The sequence below is a fragment of the Agrobacterium sp. 33MFTa1.1 genome, from assembly GCF_004328495.1.
Taxonomy (GTDB): domain Bacteria; phylum Pseudomonadota; class Alphaproteobacteria; order Rhizobiales; family Rhizobiaceae; genus Agrobacterium; species Agrobacterium pusense.
In genome coordinates this window covers 127,289-144,210 of sequence record NZ_CP036360.1, presented here as the reverse complement: position 1 = coordinate 144,210, position 16,922 = coordinate 127,289, and the positions used below count along the sequence as shown (strand labels likewise).

Below are 16,922 nucleotides of genomic sequence, written 5' to 3'. Positions count from 1 at the left end.
TAGCTTATAAATCGTTCACAACGGCCTCAAATGCGAATGTTTAATGAGCAGACTGCATAGAATATTTGCAATTTTGTCTTTCGACAATAAATTATTGTATGGATATTGAACTGCTTATTGATTCATTCAATTTCCTTCGTATCGTTTCTGCATCAACCCCGCTTAAGGAGATGCAGACATGCCTGAAGTAACGCAGCCGCCGCACAAGGATGGTGACTTCTTTGTCGACTACGAGTCCAAGGTTTTTGAGGACGTCAAAGCCGATCCCGGTGAAAAGGCGCTTGTTACCTTCCACACAGTGGCGTTCGAAGGCTCAATCGGTCTCGTGAACATTCTCAATGCCATCCGCCTGCAGCGGAAAGGCTATGAGACCTCGATCCTTCTTTACGGCCCCGGTGTGACACTCGGGATCCAACGCGGTTTCCCCAAGCTCGGCGATGAAGCTTTCCCCGGCCATCTGAATTTCAACAAGAACCTTGAGCGCTTCATGAAGGAAGGCGGCAAAGTCTACGCATGTCGCTTCGCACTCCAAGCCCTCTATGGGCACGGCGAACCGGCTCTGATCCCCGGCATCATCCCGATCCTGCCACAGGACGTGCTGGACTGCGTGCTTTTGCACAAGAAGGCCAACGCCCTGATCATCGATACATGGACCGTCTGATTTGACCTCGGCACCCGTTCCGCAGCGAACGGGGTGCTTCGTTCCAGGCAATGCGAAGGAGCCAGTCATGCCCAAAATAGTACGCGCAGCCGCAGTCCAGATCGCGCCCGACCTGACATCACGCGCTGGCACCGTCGAGCGGGTCCTGAATGCGATTGCCGAAGCCTCTGACAAAGGCGCGGAGCTGATTGTATTTCCAGAAACCTTTGTGCCTTGGTATCCGTATTTCAGCTTCGTTCTGCCGCCTGTCCAGCAGGGACCCGAGCACCTGCGGCTTTATGAAGAAGCAGTGACGGTACCGTCAGCAGAGACACGGGCCGTCGCCGACGCCGCGCGCAAACGCAATGCGGTCATCGTCCTTGGCGTCAATGAGCGCGACCACGGCTCGCTCTACAACACCCAGCTGATCTTCGACGCGGATGGCAGCCTGAAACTCAAGCGCCGCAAGATCACGCCGACCTATCATGAGCGGATGATCTGGGGACAGGGCGATGGCGCCGGTCTGAAAGTGGTCGAGACCGCCGTCGGCCGCATGGGTGCCTTGGCATGTTGGGAGCACTACAACCCCCTTGCCCGATACGCGCTAATGGCGCAGCACGAGGAAATTCACGCTTCTCATTTTCCAGGCTCTCTGGTCGGCCCGATCTTTGGCGAACAGATCGAAGTCACGATGCGGCACCACGCGCTGGAATCGGGCTGTTTCGTAGTCAATGCCACCGGCTGGTTGAGCGAAGAGCAGATCGCGTCCATTCACCCTGATCCCACCTTGCAGAAGGGGCTGCGCGATGGCTGCATGACCTGCATCATCACACCGGAAGGCCGCCACGTCGCTCCGCCCCTGACCTCGGGCGAAGGGATCCTGATTGGCGACCTGGACATGCGGCTCATCACGAAGCGCAAGCGGATGATGGATTCCGTTGGACACTATGCGCGACCCGAACTGCTGCACCTCGTGCAAGACATACGGCCCGCACACGCGCTCGAGCAGGTTGGCCATTCACGCGATTTTTCGAGCGCAGATCAAGACAAGCCAGTTGAGGAGGCTCAGGATGCGTGATCTACAATCGATAGATCCAGAACTTATCAACGATCTCCAGACGCGAGGAATGCGTCTCGTCGATCCGCGTGCCGGCCACGAGAGCAGGCGCGGCGGTGCAGGCCCTTCGGACCATAAGGCAGTCAATTTCGGCGACACAACCGTAATGGTGCCGGTACATACCGCACCCGCATTCGACAGCCCCTATCTGGTGGAAGCGCCAGATGCCGACGGCCGTGCGCGCATCACCAGGGAAGGATCCGAGGTCGCACGAATTCGATTTCCCAATCGTCCGCGATTTTACGACCTGACCACCTCAGACGGCATTCCGTACAACAAGATCGCGGTTCTTCATTCGCGCGACGTGCTCGCGACGACGATCCTCCAGACCTGCATTCGTTATGAAAGCCGCAAGAAGACCTGTCAGTTCTGTTCGATCGGCCAAAGCCTGGCGGCCGGCCGGACTGTCGCGCACAAAACCCCTGCGCAACTAGCGGAGGTCGCCAAGGCGGCTGTCGAACTCGACGGCGTGAAGCACATGGTGATGACCACCGGCACGCCTGCCGGCAAGGACCGTGGCGCCGCTATTTTGGCAGAGAGCGCGCGCGCGGTTAAGGCCGTCGTCGACCTGCCGATCCAGGTGCAATGCGAGCCGCCGGAAGACGATATCTGGCACGAGCGGATGAAGAGCGCGGGCGCGGACGCGCTGGGAATGCATCTTGAAGCGGTGACACCCGAAGTCCGGGAACGGATCATGCCGGGCAAAGCCAGCGTCCCGCTTGAAAAGTACTTTTCGAGCTTCGAGGCTGCAGTGAAAGTCTTCGGGCGAGGACAGGTCTCGACGTATATTCTCGCGGGGCTGGGCGATACGCGTCAAGCCATCCTCGATATGTCTACTCGACTGGTCGCAATGGGCGTCTACCCATTCGTCGTCCCGTTCGTGCCGATCTCCGGAACACCACTCGAAAGTCACCCGGCACCGAAGTCCGACTTCATGGCCTCCATCCTGGCTCCCCTGTCGCAGATCATCATCGACGGCGGACTGAAGGCCTCGGATATCAAGGCCGGTTGTGGCAAATGCGGCGCTTGCTCGGCCCTTTCGACCTATGAAAAGCTGAGGATCCCGGCATGAGCCACATGGATCATTCAGCGTTTATCAGCCCGGAATTCCTGATCCGCGCCGCCTCTGAGCTTTGGGAATTTCTAGGTGTATCTCGTCTCAGGCATCAGGTCTTTGTGGAAGAACAGCGCATCTTCTTCGGCAACGACCGTGACGAAATCGACGCTACGGCAATCCCGCTTGTGGCAATTTCCACGTTGGCGGCCGAGCCTGCGGACGTCGTGGGCACCGTCAGGATTCATGAGCCAGCACCCCGTATCTGGTGGGGTTCGCGCCTTGCGGTCGCTCCCGCATATCGCAAAGTCGGAAGATTGGGTGCGGAGCTGATCCGGTTGGCGGTGAGTACCGCGAATGGCCTCGGGTGCAGTGAGTTTCACGCCCATGTCCAGCTTCAGAACGTACCTCTTTTTCGCCGGCTGCATTGGGAGCCGCAAGGAGAGATCGACCTACATGGCGTGCGCCACATGCACATGCTGGCCTCACTCGATCACTATCCCCCCATATGCGACCCGACCATCGGCTGGTCCGCCAGAGCACGGAGGCCATGATGGACGTCCATGCCTTGGCGGCAGCACTCGCAGCCCACCCATCGATCCGCAGCAAACTGGACATAGCAGGCACGACGCGAGCGCTCTCGATATCAGCCGGAACCGCGGGAATGCCGGGCGACGATGCCGCCGCAATTCCAGCTCCGAACGGCACTTGGGATCTGCTGGCGGGGGAAGGTTTCATGCCCCAGTTCGTGCAAGACGATCCGTGGTTCGCCGGGTGGTGCGGCGTGATGGTGAACCTCTCGGACATCGCTGCCATGGGAGGGCGTGCGACCGCGCTGCTCGATGCCGTGTGGGCACCGGACGCGGCGTCTGCCGAGCCCCTACTTACCGGGCTACGGGATGCAGCGATGACCTACGGCGTGCCGATTGTCGGTGGTCACACGAACCTCCGAAGCAAAGATCTTAATCTCGCCGTTTCGGTGATGGGACGTGCAAAGAGGCTGATTTCCAGCTTTGCAGCCGCCCCTGGGGATCTGCTTATCGCAGCCATCGATCATCGCGGGCAGTATCGGCCAAGTTTCGACAACTGGTGCGCCGCCCTTGATGCGCCCCATGAACGGCTGCGCCGCGACTACGAGATCCTTCCGGAGCTTGCCGAGGCCGGTCTGGTGGATGCCGGAAAGGACATCAGTCAGGGCGGTATTGTCGGCACAGCGCTGATGCTAGCGGAATCGTCACGCTGCGGCTTCGATATCGCGCTGGCCGACATCCCGCTTCCGCAAGGCGTTCAACTCGAACGCTGGCTGCGCAGCTTCCCGAGCTTCGGCTTTCTCCTTTCGGTCCGCCCGGAACGGGCAGAAGAGGTCTGCGACGTGTTTGCTGCTCGGGGCATCAGCGCAGCTGCCATCGGTCATGCAACGGACAGCTCCCGGATCGATCTAACGAGCGGTGGCGCCCGGGCAACTTTCTGGGACTACGCGGCAGCCCCCTATATCGCGCTCGCAAAGGAGATCGCCCATGCCTGAAGTACGCTTTACCATTCGATGGCCTGATGGCATGGAGGAGAGCTGCTACTCGCCCTCGACCGCCATAACGCGCCATCTCGAAGCCGGATGCACGTATCCGCTGACTGAATTTGTCGAACGTGCGCGCACCGGTCTAAACGAAGCATCGGACCGCGTCACGGCTAAATTCGGCTTCGCCTGCTCCTCCGCACTCGACCAACTGGCAAAGATCGAAACGACAGCTGCCGCTCAGCCGGCTGACGCCAAGGTCACCTGCCTCTCGATGTCATGAAAGGGTTTGTTATGACGAACGATACTGTACCAAACGTACCGGTTCTCATCATCGGAGGCGGCCAGGCCGGTCTTTCTGTCAGTTGGTATCTGATGCAGGAGGGGATCGAACATGTCGTCCTCGAGCGCCACCGGAAGTTCGAAAGCTGGCGCAACAATCGGTGGGACAGTTTCTGTCTGGTTACGCCGAACTGGCAGTGCCGGCTGCCCGGCTGGCCCTATAAGGGCAAGGATCCGGATGGCTTCATGGTCAGGCAAGAGATCGTGGACTATCTGGATGGCTTCTTCGAAAGCTTCAACCCGCCACTCCGGGAGGGGGTAGATGTCATCGAGGTCACCCCTCGCGAAGGGGGCGGATACCGGATCGAGACGAGCATCGGCGCCACGACTGCGGACCAGGTCGTTATCGCGACAGGCGGTTATGACAACCCAATCGTGCCTCCCTACGCGTCCGATCTGGACACTTCGATTTTCCAGATGCACTCGCGCGACTACCGGCGGCCCTCGCAGCTGCCCGATGGCGGAACCTTGATTGTGGGTACGGGCCAATCTGGCGTGCAGATCATGGACGACTTCCATCTGGAAGGTCGTCCGGTGCATCTTGCCGTAGGGCCGGCCCCGCGCAGCCCGCGCAAATATCGTGGGCGCGACGCGACAGATTGGCTTTACGATGCCGGCACCTATGCCGTCACGATCGATAGCCATCCCGATCCTGTAAAAGCGCTCACCCAGACGAACCATTACATGTCCGGGCGCGACGGCGGCAAGGAGATCGATCTGCGCAAATACGCCCTGGAGGGCGTGCGGCTATACGGATCTGTCGCGGGCGGCTCCGGCACAACGATGACGTTCCTGCCCGACCTTGAGAAGAACCTCGATGATGCTGACCGGAGCTACCTGGGTATACGTAAGCAGATCGATGCCTGGATCGCCGCGCAGGCAATCGATGCTCCGGAGGAACCCACTTTCGAAAAGGTCTGGCGCCCAGCTCAAGAAATCACCGAAGTTGATCTGGCGGAGGCAGGCATAACGTCGATCATTTGGGCAATCGGTTTCCGTCCGGATTATTCGTGGCTGAAGGTCGACTGCCTGGATCAGCGAGGCAAGCCTGTGTTCCGTCGCGGCGTAACGGATGCACCGGGTCTGTATTTTATTGGCCTGGGCTGGTTGAACACCTGGGGCTCTGGACGCTTTCTCGGTATCGACGAGGATAGCCGTTATCTCGCCGAACACATAGTTGCACTCCAAAAAGACAGGCTGGCTGCATGAGCACTCTCCAGCTCGCCAGGCATGAAGAAACGGAGCTAATCGAACGACACGTTCTTGGAATGGCAGAAATGGGCTACAGCGGCATTTCGGAGCAATGGCTCAAGCGACGCGCCGGTGATTTGCACTGGCGGCTGATTGCGCGCGCCATGGGACAGCGGGATGCTGTCTTCACGTGCTCAGAGGGCGAGCCACTCTATGCGGCTTTTTGCACGACGAGCTTGCAACTCGTAAGACCCCACCTTCCCCGCCTGGGCGGGGAGATGACACTGGCCGCGGATCTCTACCGTGTCGGCCACGGGCGTCTTGCGTCACTTATCCGCCTTACCGCAGGCGGCGATATTGTGGGCCGCATGATTTTGGTCTCGACCTTTGTGGGACGCTCCGAACCGGGGATCAACCGGTCGGTCGTCCGGCGGAGCCCGCGGGCGTTGGCGATGCCGCCTGAGGCTCCCCTTGTGGTTCGTCGTGTTGCCGAGGTGGCCTCGGCCGCCACGCGCGACATTCGCAACAACAATTCTAAACTCCTCCGGATGTCACAAATCCAGAAGGTCCTGCCGTGCCCGGGGATAGACTTCAATGCCGCCGGTCTTCTATACTTTCCCAGCTACAGCGCTTTAGCGGACCGAGCGCTGTTTGAAGCGGAAGGTAAGCAATTCGGAATGCTGGCGTCGCGGCACATCGTTTATCTTGGCAATGTGGAGCCGGGAGAATGGATTAAAGTCAGTTTCCGGAAGCTAGCCTGGGGGCATGATGTCGCTTTACTCGGAACGGACGACAAACCATTGGCGTTAATGCGGGTCCGTCTTCGTCAAGACAGATAGATCGAGCTTCCCTTGGACGTGGGGTATCACAGCCGGCATGTCCGCCTTGACCATGATGTAATCGCGGGCGCTTCCCAATGACTTGCCTAAGCAATATCTGACATGAGTGGTTGACCCCTTAGGTGAGACACGGACTCACGATGGAAACCGGCTGTACCCAATGCCAGGCAACATGGACCGTAACCGCTGTCCCACTCCCACATTGTCCTCCGCCGTCTGATCTGTGATCGCCTGTCCATGGATGAAGAACGGGAGTTTCTCCATGGAGACTGCATTAGAGTTTCTCACAACCGGGAAGCCTGGACGTGAGGTTCACCGACATTGGGGTCAGAACAAGAGCAGTCCGAAATCGTACGCTAAGGACGAACGGAATGAGAACTTACGCGGCGTTCCTTAGCCTAGCCGGAAGGCGGAGCGATCGAAATCCGTTCGGCATCTGATGTTCGGCATCCCATGTGTAGATGCCGGTAAGGTTGATATGTTCCCAACTGAGCGGCGAGATGTGTTTCAATAGAGTATCAGGAATGTCTCGCCCCGCTCGTTTCAGCTGTGTGACCGCGCGATCAAGATAAACCGTATTCCAGTGCACGATCGCACTGACGACGAGATTGAGCCCCGAGGCGCGGAATGCCTGGCTTTCGAACGACCGGTCACGGATCTCGCCTCGCTCGTGGAAGAACACAGCGCGTTTCAGCTTATGGGCGGCCTCTCCCTTGTTGAGACCGGCTTGGCTTCTCCGCCGCAATGCCGGGCTTGAGTACCATTCGATCATGAAGAGCGACCTTTCGATACGACCGAGTTCGCGGAGCGCCCTCGCGAGATGGCTTTGCTTCGGAGATGCGGACAGCTTCTTCAGGATCGTAGACGGTACCACGGACCGCGTCGTGATCGACGCCGCGAGATGGAGCAGATCGTCCCAATGGTCGAGAATCGGGGCGGTGTTGATCGGCGCCCCGATATGGTTCGACAGGGTTGGATATGCATCGCTCTTCTCGAACGTGTGGAACTTCCGGTCTTTGAGATTGCGCAGTCGCGGTGAGAACCGCTTTCCGATCAAGGCGAACAGCCCGAAGATATGATCACTGGCACCGCCCGTGTCGGTAAAGTGTTCCTGAATGTCGAGCACCGTGTCCTGGTCGAAGAGCCCATCGAGCACATAGGCCGCCTCGCTTTCGGTCGGACTGATGGGCAAAATGCCGAAGTAGCCGTACTGATCTGATAGATGGCTATAGAATATCGTCCCGGGTTCGCTGCCGTAGTGCAAATTGATGTCGCCGCGCTTTGCGGCTCGGTCGCTCGCACGAAAGAATTGGCCATCTGACGATGACGTTGTGCCATTGCCCCAAAGGCGGGAATGCGGATGCTGGGTGTGGACATCGGTGATGCACGCTTGCGCCGCGCGGTAGGTCTCCGATCGGGCATGGAATGTGCGCATCCACCCAATCTGGTGAGCGCTGATCCCCTTGGATGCGCCCGCCATTCGCTTTGGGCCGAGGTTCGTCGCATCGGCCAGTACACCAGCGAGCATGGCAGAGACATTTTTCGGGATGTCGCCGGTGCGAACATGCGTGAAGTGATCCGCAAAGCCGGTCCATTCATGCACTTCCCTTAACAAGTCGGGAACCTCGACCAACGGATACATATCGCTGATCTCGGCATTCAGTTCCTCTGCTGCCACGGGGACTTCGCCGACGGTTGGTGTGACGATCAACGTTCCGGCCTCAAGACGAACTCCTTCGAGCTTTCCGGATCGTGCTCTGTGCGCAAGACGCTGCAGGTTGAACTCGAGCATCTGGCACGCTTCAGCAAGCCACTGCGCGCCGTCGCCCTGGACCCCCAAACCGAGACGATCTTCTTCCTTCATCGTGATGAATGTCGACCGCGGCATCAGATCCTCGTCAATCGGCCGGAAAGATCGGCTGCCGTCGACCCAAATGTCCGCAGATCTAAGCCGGTCTCGCAAAGCCGCTAGCGTGGCAATCTCGTAGAGACGGCGATCAGGTTTCCCTTGTTCGAAGATAAGCCGTCGATCAGTTTGGCTGAGATGGGTGAGCGGCACGCGATCAGGGAGTGTCCGCCGCTTCTCGGCATAGAGCCGTTTCAGCAGCGCAATTGCCGCCAGAAGCGGGTCGTGGCGATGCGCCGAGCGAAACGTGAAGGCCTGAAGAAATGCACCAATGTATTTGTGGACGGTCGCGTATTGTTCGGCTGCCACGGTCAACGGCGGTGCCTCGTTGTCGTCGACCATCGACTCAAGCTCAGGCTTCATCCGAAGCAGCCGGTCCCAACCGACTTTCTGGTCGAGAACATCCAATGCGTTCCGACCATAGTCGTTGGCGGACTGCAGTGCGGTGATCGTATCTAGAAACATGCGCAGCGCTTTGGCGGTATTCGCTCTGCAGTCCATCTGTCGCTGCTTCTTTCGATTGTTGGCTTGCGAGAACAATTTACCCATCAGCTTGATGAACATCGTCACCGCATCGTCCGTGAGCTTCTGGCAAAGCTTGATGACTTGGGCCACGATCAGAGCGTGGCGACGGCTGGCGTTGAAGTCGTTGGCAAGCCACGCCGGCGTTGCGTTGCCCTCCCGGATCATCTGGTCCCACCGTCCGGATGACACGCGCGCCTGCAGTTCCGGATCGATCTCCAGCCGCCGCAGAAAGGCTATCCGCTCGGTCAGCCCGACGAGGTTCGACGCGGCCGGCGCTTCTGGTGCCGAACGCAGCCAATGAAAGCGGGTCTGGCCGATCGACGGGTCAACCTCTAACAGCCTATCCAGTGATTGAAGCCTATCGAGTGGGATGTCTTCAATCAGGGTTCTTTCTGCTCGCCGCCGGGCTATGGCACGGCCGGCAAGGCCGATGCGTTCGATCGTGTCGATCGCCGGCAGAAGAGCGCCGCGTTCGCGAAACGCGGCGACAGTCGAACTGGCTATCGCAGCACCGTCGTCGGACATGGTCGCCGCTTGAATTGCCGCCAATAGCGCGGCGCGGCGATCTTGCAGCGTCGCGCTTCTCGTATCCAGATACACCATTAGCCGCGCCATATGATCCCGACGGGTTTCTTCGCGGCGTGCATAGAGGGCAAATTCGTCTGGAGCGGCGCCGATCTGATCAGCAACATACTTCAGCATGGCGCGAGGCGGAGTTTCTTCTGCTCCAAGCACTCGACCCGGGTATCGCATTAGACATAGCTGGATGGCAAAGCCGAGCCGATTGTGATTGCGTCTCCGCAGTTCAATCTCCAGGCGATCCGCCAATGACAACGAATAGTGTCGGATTAGGTTATCCTCGTCGACTGGTATGTCGACAAGCTTCCGGCGATCTTGATCTTTAAGAAGCTTGCGCTTTGCCATCGCCCGACTCCATTGATGAGCAATCTGCTCGAAGCGTTGTCGAGTCGGGCCGGACAGAGAAATCAAAATTGGCGCATGTCGATGGCAATCCACAGAGATCGGATGTTGCACATCCGATCTACGGTATCGTTCCGGTTTCGTTCGACCTTAGCGTACGATTTCGGACTGCTCTTGTTCCGACCCACAAATGCAGAGACGGAGCTGAGCTGCAGCGCGAGCGCCGTCTGATGCCTACTCCTTCATCGCAAATTCACCGCCATGGTCTTCTCATTCAAGGCTGCTTGAAAGAGCGGCTTGCCATCCGACTCCAACCAGTCTTCTAGAGACATGAACGGCCCGAACTCGCGTTCCAGCGCAGGAATGTCGGCGGCGCCGGCGACCACACCGTTGTCTACGAGTGCCACCAGGCTAGCAAGGAACTGGTTGCTGGCAAGAAGGCTCTCGGCAAAACGGCTATAGACGATTGGGCGACCGGCTACCCTCGTGAATGCCTGTTCCAGATCCCTTCCCGTCACCGACGCTCCAGAGAGTTCGATATCCCGTCCTGCGTAGCGCTCGGGGTCGAGGAGAATCTCGGCGTTGACTCTTCCCAAGTCCCTTACGGCGATCATCTGCATGGCTTGATCCGGTTGCATGAAAAAGGTGATTTCACCATTCGGCAAACCCATGCCCGGCAGCATCAGCATCTCCATAAAGGTTGCTGGCCGAGTGATAGTGGTTGAGATGGGAAGGCTCCGGACATAGGATTCTATTTGCGACTTGCTATCAAAGTGGCCCATCCCCGTTGTCCCCTTTCCAGACGCTCCGCTGGAAGAATAGACGAGATGCCGAACGCGATGGCGAAGCGCAGTATCGGCAATCGCCATACCTTGCTCCACCTCTTGGACATCGGTAACTTCGCCACCTGGAGAACTCGTCTGAACGCTGAATACCCCAGTGATACCGGTCATCGCCCGGTCAATCGACGCAGGATCAAAGAGATCACCGACAACCAACGAGATATCTTGCGCAGCTAACGCCTTTGACTTTTCGCTGTGCGCGTCTCGGACAAAGGCGCGAACCTTCTGACCCTTCTCCTTGAGTGCACGTGCAACGGCGCCGCCTTGCTGTCCGGTTGCGCCGAAGACCAGATATTCGGAACCTGAATTCACAATAGTCACCTTTCGTAATTATTACCGGTTATCATCTGGAACTGATTGAAATCACGGTCAAGACGGCACATTTTTGGTCGTCAGGAACATACGAGTAACTATGAAGGATGAGCGTAGTGCCACGAGAAATTAATGGCCGGCCAGTCATCGAGACGCCACAGGGACCGGTTCTGACGCCTTGTGCGCCTGGCAGCGTGTTGGCCCGACTCGGCGACAAGTGGACAATTCTAGTGATATCCATTCTAGCACTTTCGCCTGAAGCGCCAATGCGCTTCGGCGCGATCCGGCGCGGGATTCCGGACATATCGCAGAGAATGCTAACATTGACTCTCCGCAACCTCGAACGCGATGGTCTCGTCTTGCGCCGCTATTTTAGCGAAGTACCGCCGCGCGTTGAGTACGAATTGACCGACCGTGGCCGATCAATGCTGCAGCCATTGGCGGCTTTCACCGGCTGGATTAGGGACACATGGCAAGAGATTGAAACTTCACGACTTACTTTCGACCAAAATCAAAAAAATTCGTAGTCGCTTAGATCGATCCATCTTCCCGAATACACCCTATCCCCGCGTGATCCACCGAGTTGCGCTTATCCGGTTGGCCTGTATCACCAACCGCCTCGTCCTCATAATCAGAGCGGTCTCGACCGACCGTTCAAGAGCCCAGGTTTCCACGCCGCTGTTCGACTGTCAGGCCATCTTCTTCTCACCATCCGGAGATCGTCGCGACCATCAGATCAGCATCCGATGATCTCAATTCCTACGCCGCCGCGATTGCCGGATCGAAGCTGCACTCCTTGCGCAGCACCGCCCAGACGATGCGTGCGAGTTTGGTGGCCAGCGAGACGACGATGATGCTCTTGTGCGCCCGCTCGACAGACCCCGGGCCCAGCGACCTAACGGCGTATCTGGAACCATGATGGGCGGCAGGACTGCGCGAGTACCATGGATCAGGTTTGCGCGCAGGTAGCGGTTGCCGCGCTTGGATATGCCCAGCAGCCTGGGTTTTACCTCCGGTGGTCGCCTGCCGGGGTGTTAGGCCCAGCCAGGCGGCAAGATCGCCACCGCGTCCGAAGCTCGCCGCATCTCCGACCGCGGCAACAAGCGCAGTGGCGTTGACGACCCCGATGCTGAGGATCGTTGAAAGGCGACGGGACATTCCGTCGTCACGCACCATTCGCACGCATCCGGCATCGAAGGCGGCAGTTCGTTCGTCGAGGCTGCGCCACTCGGCGCGCAGGTGATTGATCAGCGCCCTCCGCTCCGCCGCCAGGCGCGAGCGCGCCCGATGCAGTGCCTGGATGTCGGATTGCGCCTCGCTCTTCACCGGCACGAACCGCATCGTCGGGTGGGTCGCGGCCTCCGCAATCGCCTCGGCATCGTGGTCGTCGTTCTTGTTCGTTTTCACATAGGGGCGCGCACATATTCCGGCGACATCAGTCAGACCGTGTGACCTCTGGAATTCAATACCCGCCCAAGGTGATCCGCGCCGCAGCAGGCTTCCATCGCCACAAGGCAGGGCTTCAACTTGCCGACAAAGTCTATAACGGCATCACGACGAAGGCGACGGCGCAGAACCACGGTCTCATCAAGACCGACAAATCTGCAGACGTTCTTGCCAAGATCAGTTCCGAAAACAAAAATCGACATGGACCCGCGGCCTCTGTCGTTCCAAAGCGGAGCATCCTGACGGATCTCCTCCGAAGAGGAGGCGGGCCATCCCATAGTCAGAAAAACAAGTGAAAAGCGGAGGTTGCTAGCGCCGTGCATTTGCTTGTCCTTGGACAGCACCTTCAAACCCGGCGCGGCCTGCAACAGGGGTTGATGTACTGAGACAGTCGGATTGCTCAAAAGACAAGATCGTTCCGTCTGCGCACTCCGATATCGGACGATAAACTTGTTACGGTTTCAGCCACAAGAGCAGCGCATGAACATGGCAGAATCCGAGGGACCTTTGTCGTTTACATGCTCCACTCCAGCGCTATCAATTCGTGCAGCGGGACGTCGAGGACCAATCGGCAACTTCTTTGAAGGTTGAAATCGCGCCGGCGGTCTTTCGAGACTTTTCGTGGAACTCCAATCATTTGTTAAATAGGGAGCGCTAAATGGCTGAAAATGATTCTACCAATCCGACTGATTCTTACACCGTTGGCATGGTACTGTATCCGGGGATGACTTTTCTTGATCTTGTTGGCCCTCAAACGGTACTTGGACTTTACGGAAAGACTCTGTTGCTGTGGAAGTCGCTTGACCCCGTTGAAACCGAAACTGGAAATACTGTCAACCCCACAACAACTTTTGACGAGTGCCCTGATCTCGATGTGCTGTTTGTTCCAGGGGGCTATGGCACCAACGATGCCATGCAAGATAAAGATATAGTGAATTTCCTGAAACGCAGCGGTAAGACGGCACGCTATATCACCTCTGTTTGCTCCGGCTCCCTCTTGCTTGGAATGGCCGGATTGCTTGACGGCTATAAAGCTGCAACACATTGGGCATGCTACGGCGCGCTCGCAGCATCCGGTGCGACGCCAGTGCACGAACGTGTTGTGATAGACAGAAACAGAATCAGCGGTGGCGGAGTAACCGCAGGCATCGATTTCGGGCTTCAGCTACTCGCGGAACTCCGCGACGAGCGCACTGCAAAGGCCGCTCAATTGATCATCGAATATGATCCCAAACCGCCTTTCTCCTCAGGCACTCCTGACAAAGCTTCGCCGGAAGTTATCGCTAGCGCTATGGAGATCCTCGGGGACATGGATCAGAAAATGATTTCAACTCTTAAATCGCGCGTTGAGGCGCGTTCCTAACCGCGAAACTGAATAGAGCTTTGTGCTGCCGCGCGCTGCATATCGCGGCGGCGTGAACGTGCGGACTATCGCGGTGGGTCACCGCGGGGGGCGCTTTGTCCGGTAGTACGAGTATCGGACAAGAGTGCCGACGCCATGCGCGCTATGATTTCAATGCCAAACCAGAGGTTCCCCAAGAGGTTCCCCAGATGTCTGACAACCCCTTCGATATGATGTTTTCCCGCAGGGAAACACTGCTGGCCGGTGCAACACTCTCCGCTGCAATGGCCATGCCATCCCTTACCTTTTCCGCCTCCACTCCCGCACACAAGAAAGGAATGCCGCCAATGACCACCGCCTTCGTCGAAACCAAGGATGGCGTACAGATCTTTTACAAGGATTGGGGTCCGAAGGACGCGCAGCCGATCGTTTTCCATCATGGCTGGCCGCTGTCTTCGGACGATTGGGACGCTCAGATGCTGTTCTTCGTCCAGCATGGCTATCGTGTCGTGGCCCACGATCGCCGCGGTCATGGCCGCTCCTCGCAGGTCAGCGAGGGCCACGATATGGATCATTACGCCGCCGACGCCTCCGCTGTCGCCGAGCATCTGAATCTCAGGAACGCCGTTCATATCGGCCACTCGACCGGGGGCGGGGAAGTCGCTCGCTATGTCGCCAAGTTCGGTGAGCCACAGGGTCGTGTCGCCAAGGCCGTACTCGTCAGCGCCATTCCCCCGCTGATGCTGAAGACCGCGTCCAATCCGGGCGGACTGCCGATGGAAGCGTTCGACGGTATCCGCAAAGGCGTCGCCGAAAACCGTGCTCAGTTCTTCCTCGACTTGCCCACCGGCCCGTTCTACGGCTTCAACCGGGAGGGCGCGACCGTTTATCAGGGCGTGATTCAGAATTGGTGGCGCCAGGGCATGATGGGCAGCGCCAAAGCCCATTATGAGGGTATCAAGGCGTTCTCCGAAACCGACCAGACCGAAGATCTCAAGAAGATCACTGTTCCGACCCTCGTCGTGCATGGTGATGACGATCAGATCGTTCCGATCGCCAACTCCGCCGAGCTGTCCGTGAAGCTGCTGAAGAATGGTACGCTGAAGGTTTACAAGGGCTACTCGCACGGCATGCTGACCACCCACGCCGACGTCATCAATCCGGACCTGCTCGCCTTTATCAGGGCCTGACGCGCACGATCCGGCCTGCCGCCAGCTCAATGCTGGCGGCAGACGGCCACCCAGACCTTCAGGATGCTCCGCCAATGAAAGCCGTTTCGGTTCCTCTTCTCCTTAGCTTCAACCGGATAGATGACGAAACCAGATGGAACCGGCGCCGATATTCGCGATGGAAAAGACACCCTTCCGGAACCGGAAGATATCCGTCTCGTGCTTCCGCCCACGGTCAAATCGGCGAAGGATGAATACCTCGTCGAGGAATTGCTGGAAACTTCTTCGGTGAGCGATGCGCCGGCCACCGGCCACTTTGGATAACATCAAAATCTACCCTGAAACTTTCCCGAAAGGTTGGAAAGATGGACGAATTTTCGAAATCGCGCCGCTCAGCGCCGTTGAAAACCCCGACTGGGCTCGGCCATGAGGCAGTCACCGACATATCCGCCGGCGCCACCACTCTGCTTGCCGACGTCTTTGCCCTGTATCTGAAGACCAAGAATTTTCACTGGCACATGTCGGGGCCGAACTTCCGGGATTATCACCTGATGCTCGATGAGCACGGGGAACAGCTTTTCGCGATGACGGACCCGCTTGCGGAGCGTGTCCGCAAGCTCGGCGGCGGGACGCTTCGTTCGATCGGCGATATCGCGCGCCGCCAGCGGATATCGGACAATGATGCCGATTTCGTCCGTCCGCATGAGATGCTCGCGGAACTTCGCGACGACAATGGTACACTCGTCGCCAACTTGCGCGCTCTGCACGTCACCTGCGACGAGCACAACGACGTCGCCACCGCCAGCCTTTTGGAAAACTGGATCGACGAGGGCGAGCGTCGGGTGTGGTTCCTCTTCGAGATACTCCGCGACACCAACACTGAGTAACTGCGATCTGCGCCATTGACATGCTCATCGGCATTCCCAAAGCATCCCACCATGCATTCACAGGTCATTGGTGAGAATTCAACGATTATGGCGTGAGATTGGAGGAGATGGCGGGCAGGACGCGCGCGTAAGGCCTCTCGCCTGATAACGCGGATCGCGTGAAAGCGTTCGCCGACCGGAGGGCCCGCCAAGAAAGTCGAAGTCACGCCCACACTACAATTAATACCCTTTTAGAACGGTAAGAATTGCCGTTCCGCTGTCGACCAACCTTATCCCCGGAGGACATCTTGCTTTGGATTTTCATCGTCGCGGCAATACTTTTCAGGCTCGCAACGCTCGCCGTTTCAGTGCGCAACGAGCGTCAACTGAAGGCTGAAGGCGCCACGGAATTCGGCCAAGCGAACAGCTTAACGCTCGCTCTCGCGCATACTGTCTTCTACCTCGCGGCCGCTGGTGAGACAGCTTATCGAGGGCTGCCGCCATTCGATGCGATCACATGGGTCGGGCTTGCGCTATATCTTTTCGGAGCGTCGATGCTGATTGCCGTCATTCGTATTCTCGGCCGCGTGTGGACGGTCAAGCTGCTCATCGCCTCCAATCATGTCCTTGTCGACCACCCACTGTTCCGCCGGTTTCGTCACCCCAACTATTATCTCAATATCGTGCCGGAACTGGTGGGTTTCGGCCTCGCGCTGCATTCCTGGTACACCTTGACCATCGGATTGCCGCTTTATCTCATTCCGCTGGTCATCCGCATCAGGCAGGAGGAGAAGGTCATGCGCTCCCTGTTCCAGAGCTATTGACGGCGCTGGGCGGCCCGCCGTTTTCGCTGGACGATGCGGCGGTGGGGGCCGGCATTCAACCCGACGCCACGAG

Annotated in this window: 16 protein-coding genes and 1 pseudogene; 14 read left to right on the top strand and 3 right to left on the bottom strand. The window is 58.2% G+C overall.

Features of this window, described 5'->3' with window-relative positions; all coding sequences use genetic code 11:
* The first annotated feature begins 178 nt into the window (after positions 1 to 178).
* The 8 genes from EYD00_RS24015 to EYD00_RS23980 all read left to right on the top strand — a co-directional run bounded on the left by EYD00_RS24015 (position 179) and on the right by EYD00_RS23980 (position 6,696).
* Positions 179 to 661: an MSMEG_0572/Sll0783 family nitrogen starvation response protein gene (locus tag EYD00_RS24015; RefSeq protein ID WP_013637302.1), complete on the top strand. Its 483-nt coding sequence runs from the start codon at positions 179 to 181 to the stop codon at positions 659 to 661.
* A gap of 67 nt (positions 662 to 728) precedes the next feature.
* A complete protein-coding gene (locus EYD00_RS24010; protein WP_034499400.1) occupies positions 729 to 1,718 on the top strand; it encodes a Nit6803 family nitrilase in 990 nt (329 codons plus the stop codon).
* Positions 1,711 to 2,829, top strand: a complete 1,119-nt coding sequence (locus EYD00_RS24005; protein ID WP_034499398.1) for an MSMEG_0568 family radical SAM protein — start codon at positions 1,711 to 1,713, stop codon at positions 2,827 to 2,829. The genes EYD00_RS24010 and EYD00_RS24005 overlap by 8 nt, the downstream gene beginning before the upstream one ends.
* On the top strand, positions 2,826 to 3,365 hold the full coding sequence (locus EYD00_RS24000) for an MSMEG_0567/Sll0786 family nitrogen starvation N-acetyltransferase (protein ID WP_034499396.1): 540 nt from the start codon (positions 2,826 to 2,828) through the stop codon (positions 3,363 to 3,365). Before EYD00_RS24005 ends, EYD00_RS24000 begins: the two co-directional genes overlap by 4 nt.
* Positions 3,365 to 4,336, top strand: a complete 972-nt coding sequence (locus tag EYD00_RS23995) for a sll0787 family AIR synthase-like protein (RefSeq protein ID WP_081859567.1) — start codon at positions 3,365 to 3,367, stop codon at positions 4,334 to 4,336. Before EYD00_RS24000 ends, EYD00_RS23995 begins: the two co-directional genes overlap by 1 nt.
* Positions 4,329 to 4,607, top strand: a complete 279-nt coding sequence (locus EYD00_RS23990) for an MSMEG_0570 family nitrogen starvation response protein (RefSeq protein ID WP_034499393.1) — start codon at positions 4,329 to 4,331, stop codon at positions 4,605 to 4,607. The genes EYD00_RS23995 and EYD00_RS23990 overlap by 8 nt, the downstream gene beginning before the upstream one ends.
* 11 nt (positions 4,608 to 4,618) lie before the next feature.
* Positions 4,619 to 5,875, top strand: a complete 1,257-nt coding sequence (locus tag EYD00_RS23985) for an MSMEG_0569 family flavin-dependent oxidoreductase (protein WP_034499392.1) — start codon at positions 4,619 to 4,621, stop codon at positions 5,873 to 5,875.
* A complete protein-coding gene (locus EYD00_RS23980) occupies positions 5,872 to 6,696 on the top strand; it encodes a Pnap_2097 family protein (RefSeq protein WP_286084912.1) in 825 nt (274 codons plus the stop codon). Before EYD00_RS23985 ends, EYD00_RS23980 begins: the two co-directional genes overlap by 4 nt.
* 379 nt (positions 6,697 to 7,075) lie before the next feature.
* Here the strand turns inward: EYD00_RS23980 and EYD00_RS23975 are convergent, their stop codons facing one another.
* Positions 7,076 to 10,051: a Tn3 family transposase gene (locus EYD00_RS23975; protein WP_034499390.1), complete on the bottom strand. Its 2,976-nt coding sequence runs from the start codon at positions 10,049 to 10,051 to the stop codon at positions 7,076 to 7,078.
* Between the two features lie 239 nt (positions 10,052 to 10,290).
* Complete coding sequence (locus EYD00_RS23965; RefSeq protein ID WP_034499845.1) at positions 10,291 to 11,202, bottom strand: NmrA/HSCARG family protein; 912 nt, start codon at positions 11,200 to 11,202, stop codon at positions 10,291 to 10,293.
* Between the two features lie 116 nt (positions 11,203 to 11,318).
* On the opposite strand from EYD00_RS23965, the gene EYD00_RS23960 reads away from it, so the two are divergent.
* Positions 11,319 to 11,729, top strand: coding sequence for a winged helix-turn-helix transcriptional regulator (locus EYD00_RS23960; protein ID WP_034499843.1), 411 nt, complete (start codon positions 11,319 to 11,321; stop codon positions 11,727 to 11,729).
* 232 nt (positions 11,730 to 11,961) lie between these two features.
* On the opposite strand, the pseudogene EYD00_RS23955 reads toward EYD00_RS23960, so the two are convergent.
* Positions 11,962 to 12,851: pseudogene (locus tag EYD00_RS23955) on the bottom strand (IS110 family transposase).
* 455 nt (positions 12,852 to 13,306) lie between these two features.
* On the opposite strand from EYD00_RS23955, the gene EYD00_RS23950 reads away from it, so the two are divergent.
* The 5 genes from EYD00_RS23950 (at position 13,307) to EYD00_RS23930 (ending at position 16,849) form a co-directional block, all read left to right on the top strand.
* The gene (locus EYD00_RS23950) at positions 13,307 to 14,011 is read left to right on the top strand and encodes a DJ-1/PfpI family protein (RefSeq protein WP_051674278.1); all 705 of its coding nucleotides are present in this window, start codon (positions 13,307 to 13,309) and stop codon (positions 14,009 to 14,011) included.
* 188 nt (positions 14,012 to 14,199) lie between these two features.
* Entirely contained in the window at positions 14,200 to 15,180 is a 981-nt protein-coding gene (locus EYD00_RS23945; protein WP_034499388.1) for an alpha/beta fold hydrolase, read from the top strand.
* A gap of 120 nt (positions 15,181 to 15,300) precedes the next feature.
* On the top strand, positions 15,301 to 15,483 hold the full coding sequence (locus tag EYD00_RS23940; RefSeq protein ID WP_034499386.1) for a hypothetical protein: 183 nt from the start codon (positions 15,301 to 15,303) through the stop codon (positions 15,481 to 15,483).
* Between the two features lie 41 nt (positions 15,484 to 15,524).
* Positions 15,525 to 16,046, top strand: coding sequence for a Dps family protein (locus EYD00_RS23935; protein WP_034499384.1), 522 nt, complete (start codon positions 15,525 to 15,527; stop codon positions 16,044 to 16,046).
* A 287-nt stretch (positions 16,047 to 16,333) separates the two neighbouring features.
* On the top strand, positions 16,334 to 16,849 hold the full coding sequence (locus tag EYD00_RS23930) for an isoprenylcysteine carboxyl methyltransferase family protein (protein ID WP_034499382.1): 516 nt from the start codon (positions 16,334 to 16,336) through the stop codon (positions 16,847 to 16,849).
* The last annotated feature ends 73 nt before the right edge of the window (positions 16,850 to 16,922 follow it).

What these genes read in the sequence shown, in the direction of transcription:
- EYD00_RS24015 (WP_013637302.1), top strand. Translation starts at nt 179, where the DNA reads ATGCCTGAAGTAACGCAGCCGCCGCACAAGGATGGTGACTTCTTTGTC.
- EYD00_RS24010 (WP_034499400.1), top strand. Translation starts at nt 729, where the DNA reads ATGCCCAAAATAGTACGCGCAGCCGCAGTCCAGATCGCGCCCGACCTG.
- EYD00_RS24005 (WP_034499398.1), top strand. Translation starts at nt 1,711, where the DNA reads ATGCGTGATCTACAATCGATAGATCCAGAACTTATCAACGATCTCCAG.
- EYD00_RS24000 (WP_034499396.1), top strand. Translation starts at nt 2,826, where the DNA reads ATGAGCCACATGGATCATTCAGCGTTTATCAGCCCGGAATTCCTGATC.
- EYD00_RS23995 (WP_081859567.1), top strand. Translation starts at nt 3,365, where the DNA reads ATGGACGTCCATGCCTTGGCGGCAGCACTCGCAGCCCACCCATCGATC.
- EYD00_RS23990 (WP_034499393.1), top strand. Translation starts at nt 4,329, where the DNA reads ATGCCTGAAGTACGCTTTACCATTCGATGGCCTGATGGCATGGAGGAG.
- EYD00_RS23985 (WP_034499392.1), top strand. Translation starts at nt 4,619, where the DNA reads ATGACGAACGATACTGTACCAAACGTACCGGTTCTCATCATCGGAGGC.
- EYD00_RS23980 (WP_286084912.1), top strand. Translation starts at nt 5,872, where the DNA reads ATGAGCACTCTCCAGCTCGCCAGGCATGAAGAAACGGAGCTAATCGAA.
- EYD00_RS23975 (WP_034499390.1), bottom strand. Translation starts at nt 10,051, where the DNA reads ATGGCAAAGCGCAAGCTTCTTAAAGATCAAGATCGCCGGAAGCTTGTC.
- EYD00_RS23950 (WP_051674278.1), top strand. Translation starts at nt 13,307, where the DNA reads ATGGCTGAAAATGATTCTACCAATCCGACTGATTCTTACACCGTTGGC.
- EYD00_RS23945 (WP_034499388.1), top strand. Translation starts at nt 14,200, where the DNA reads ATGTCTGACAACCCCTTCGATATGATGTTTTCCCGCAGGGAAACACTG.
- EYD00_RS23940 (WP_034499386.1), top strand. Translation starts at nt 15,301, where the DNA reads ATGACGAAACCAGATGGAACCGGCGCCGATATTCGCGATGGAAAAGAC.
- EYD00_RS23935 (WP_034499384.1), top strand. Translation starts at nt 15,525, where the DNA reads ATGGACGAATTTTCGAAATCGCGCCGCTCAGCGCCGTTGAAAACCCCG.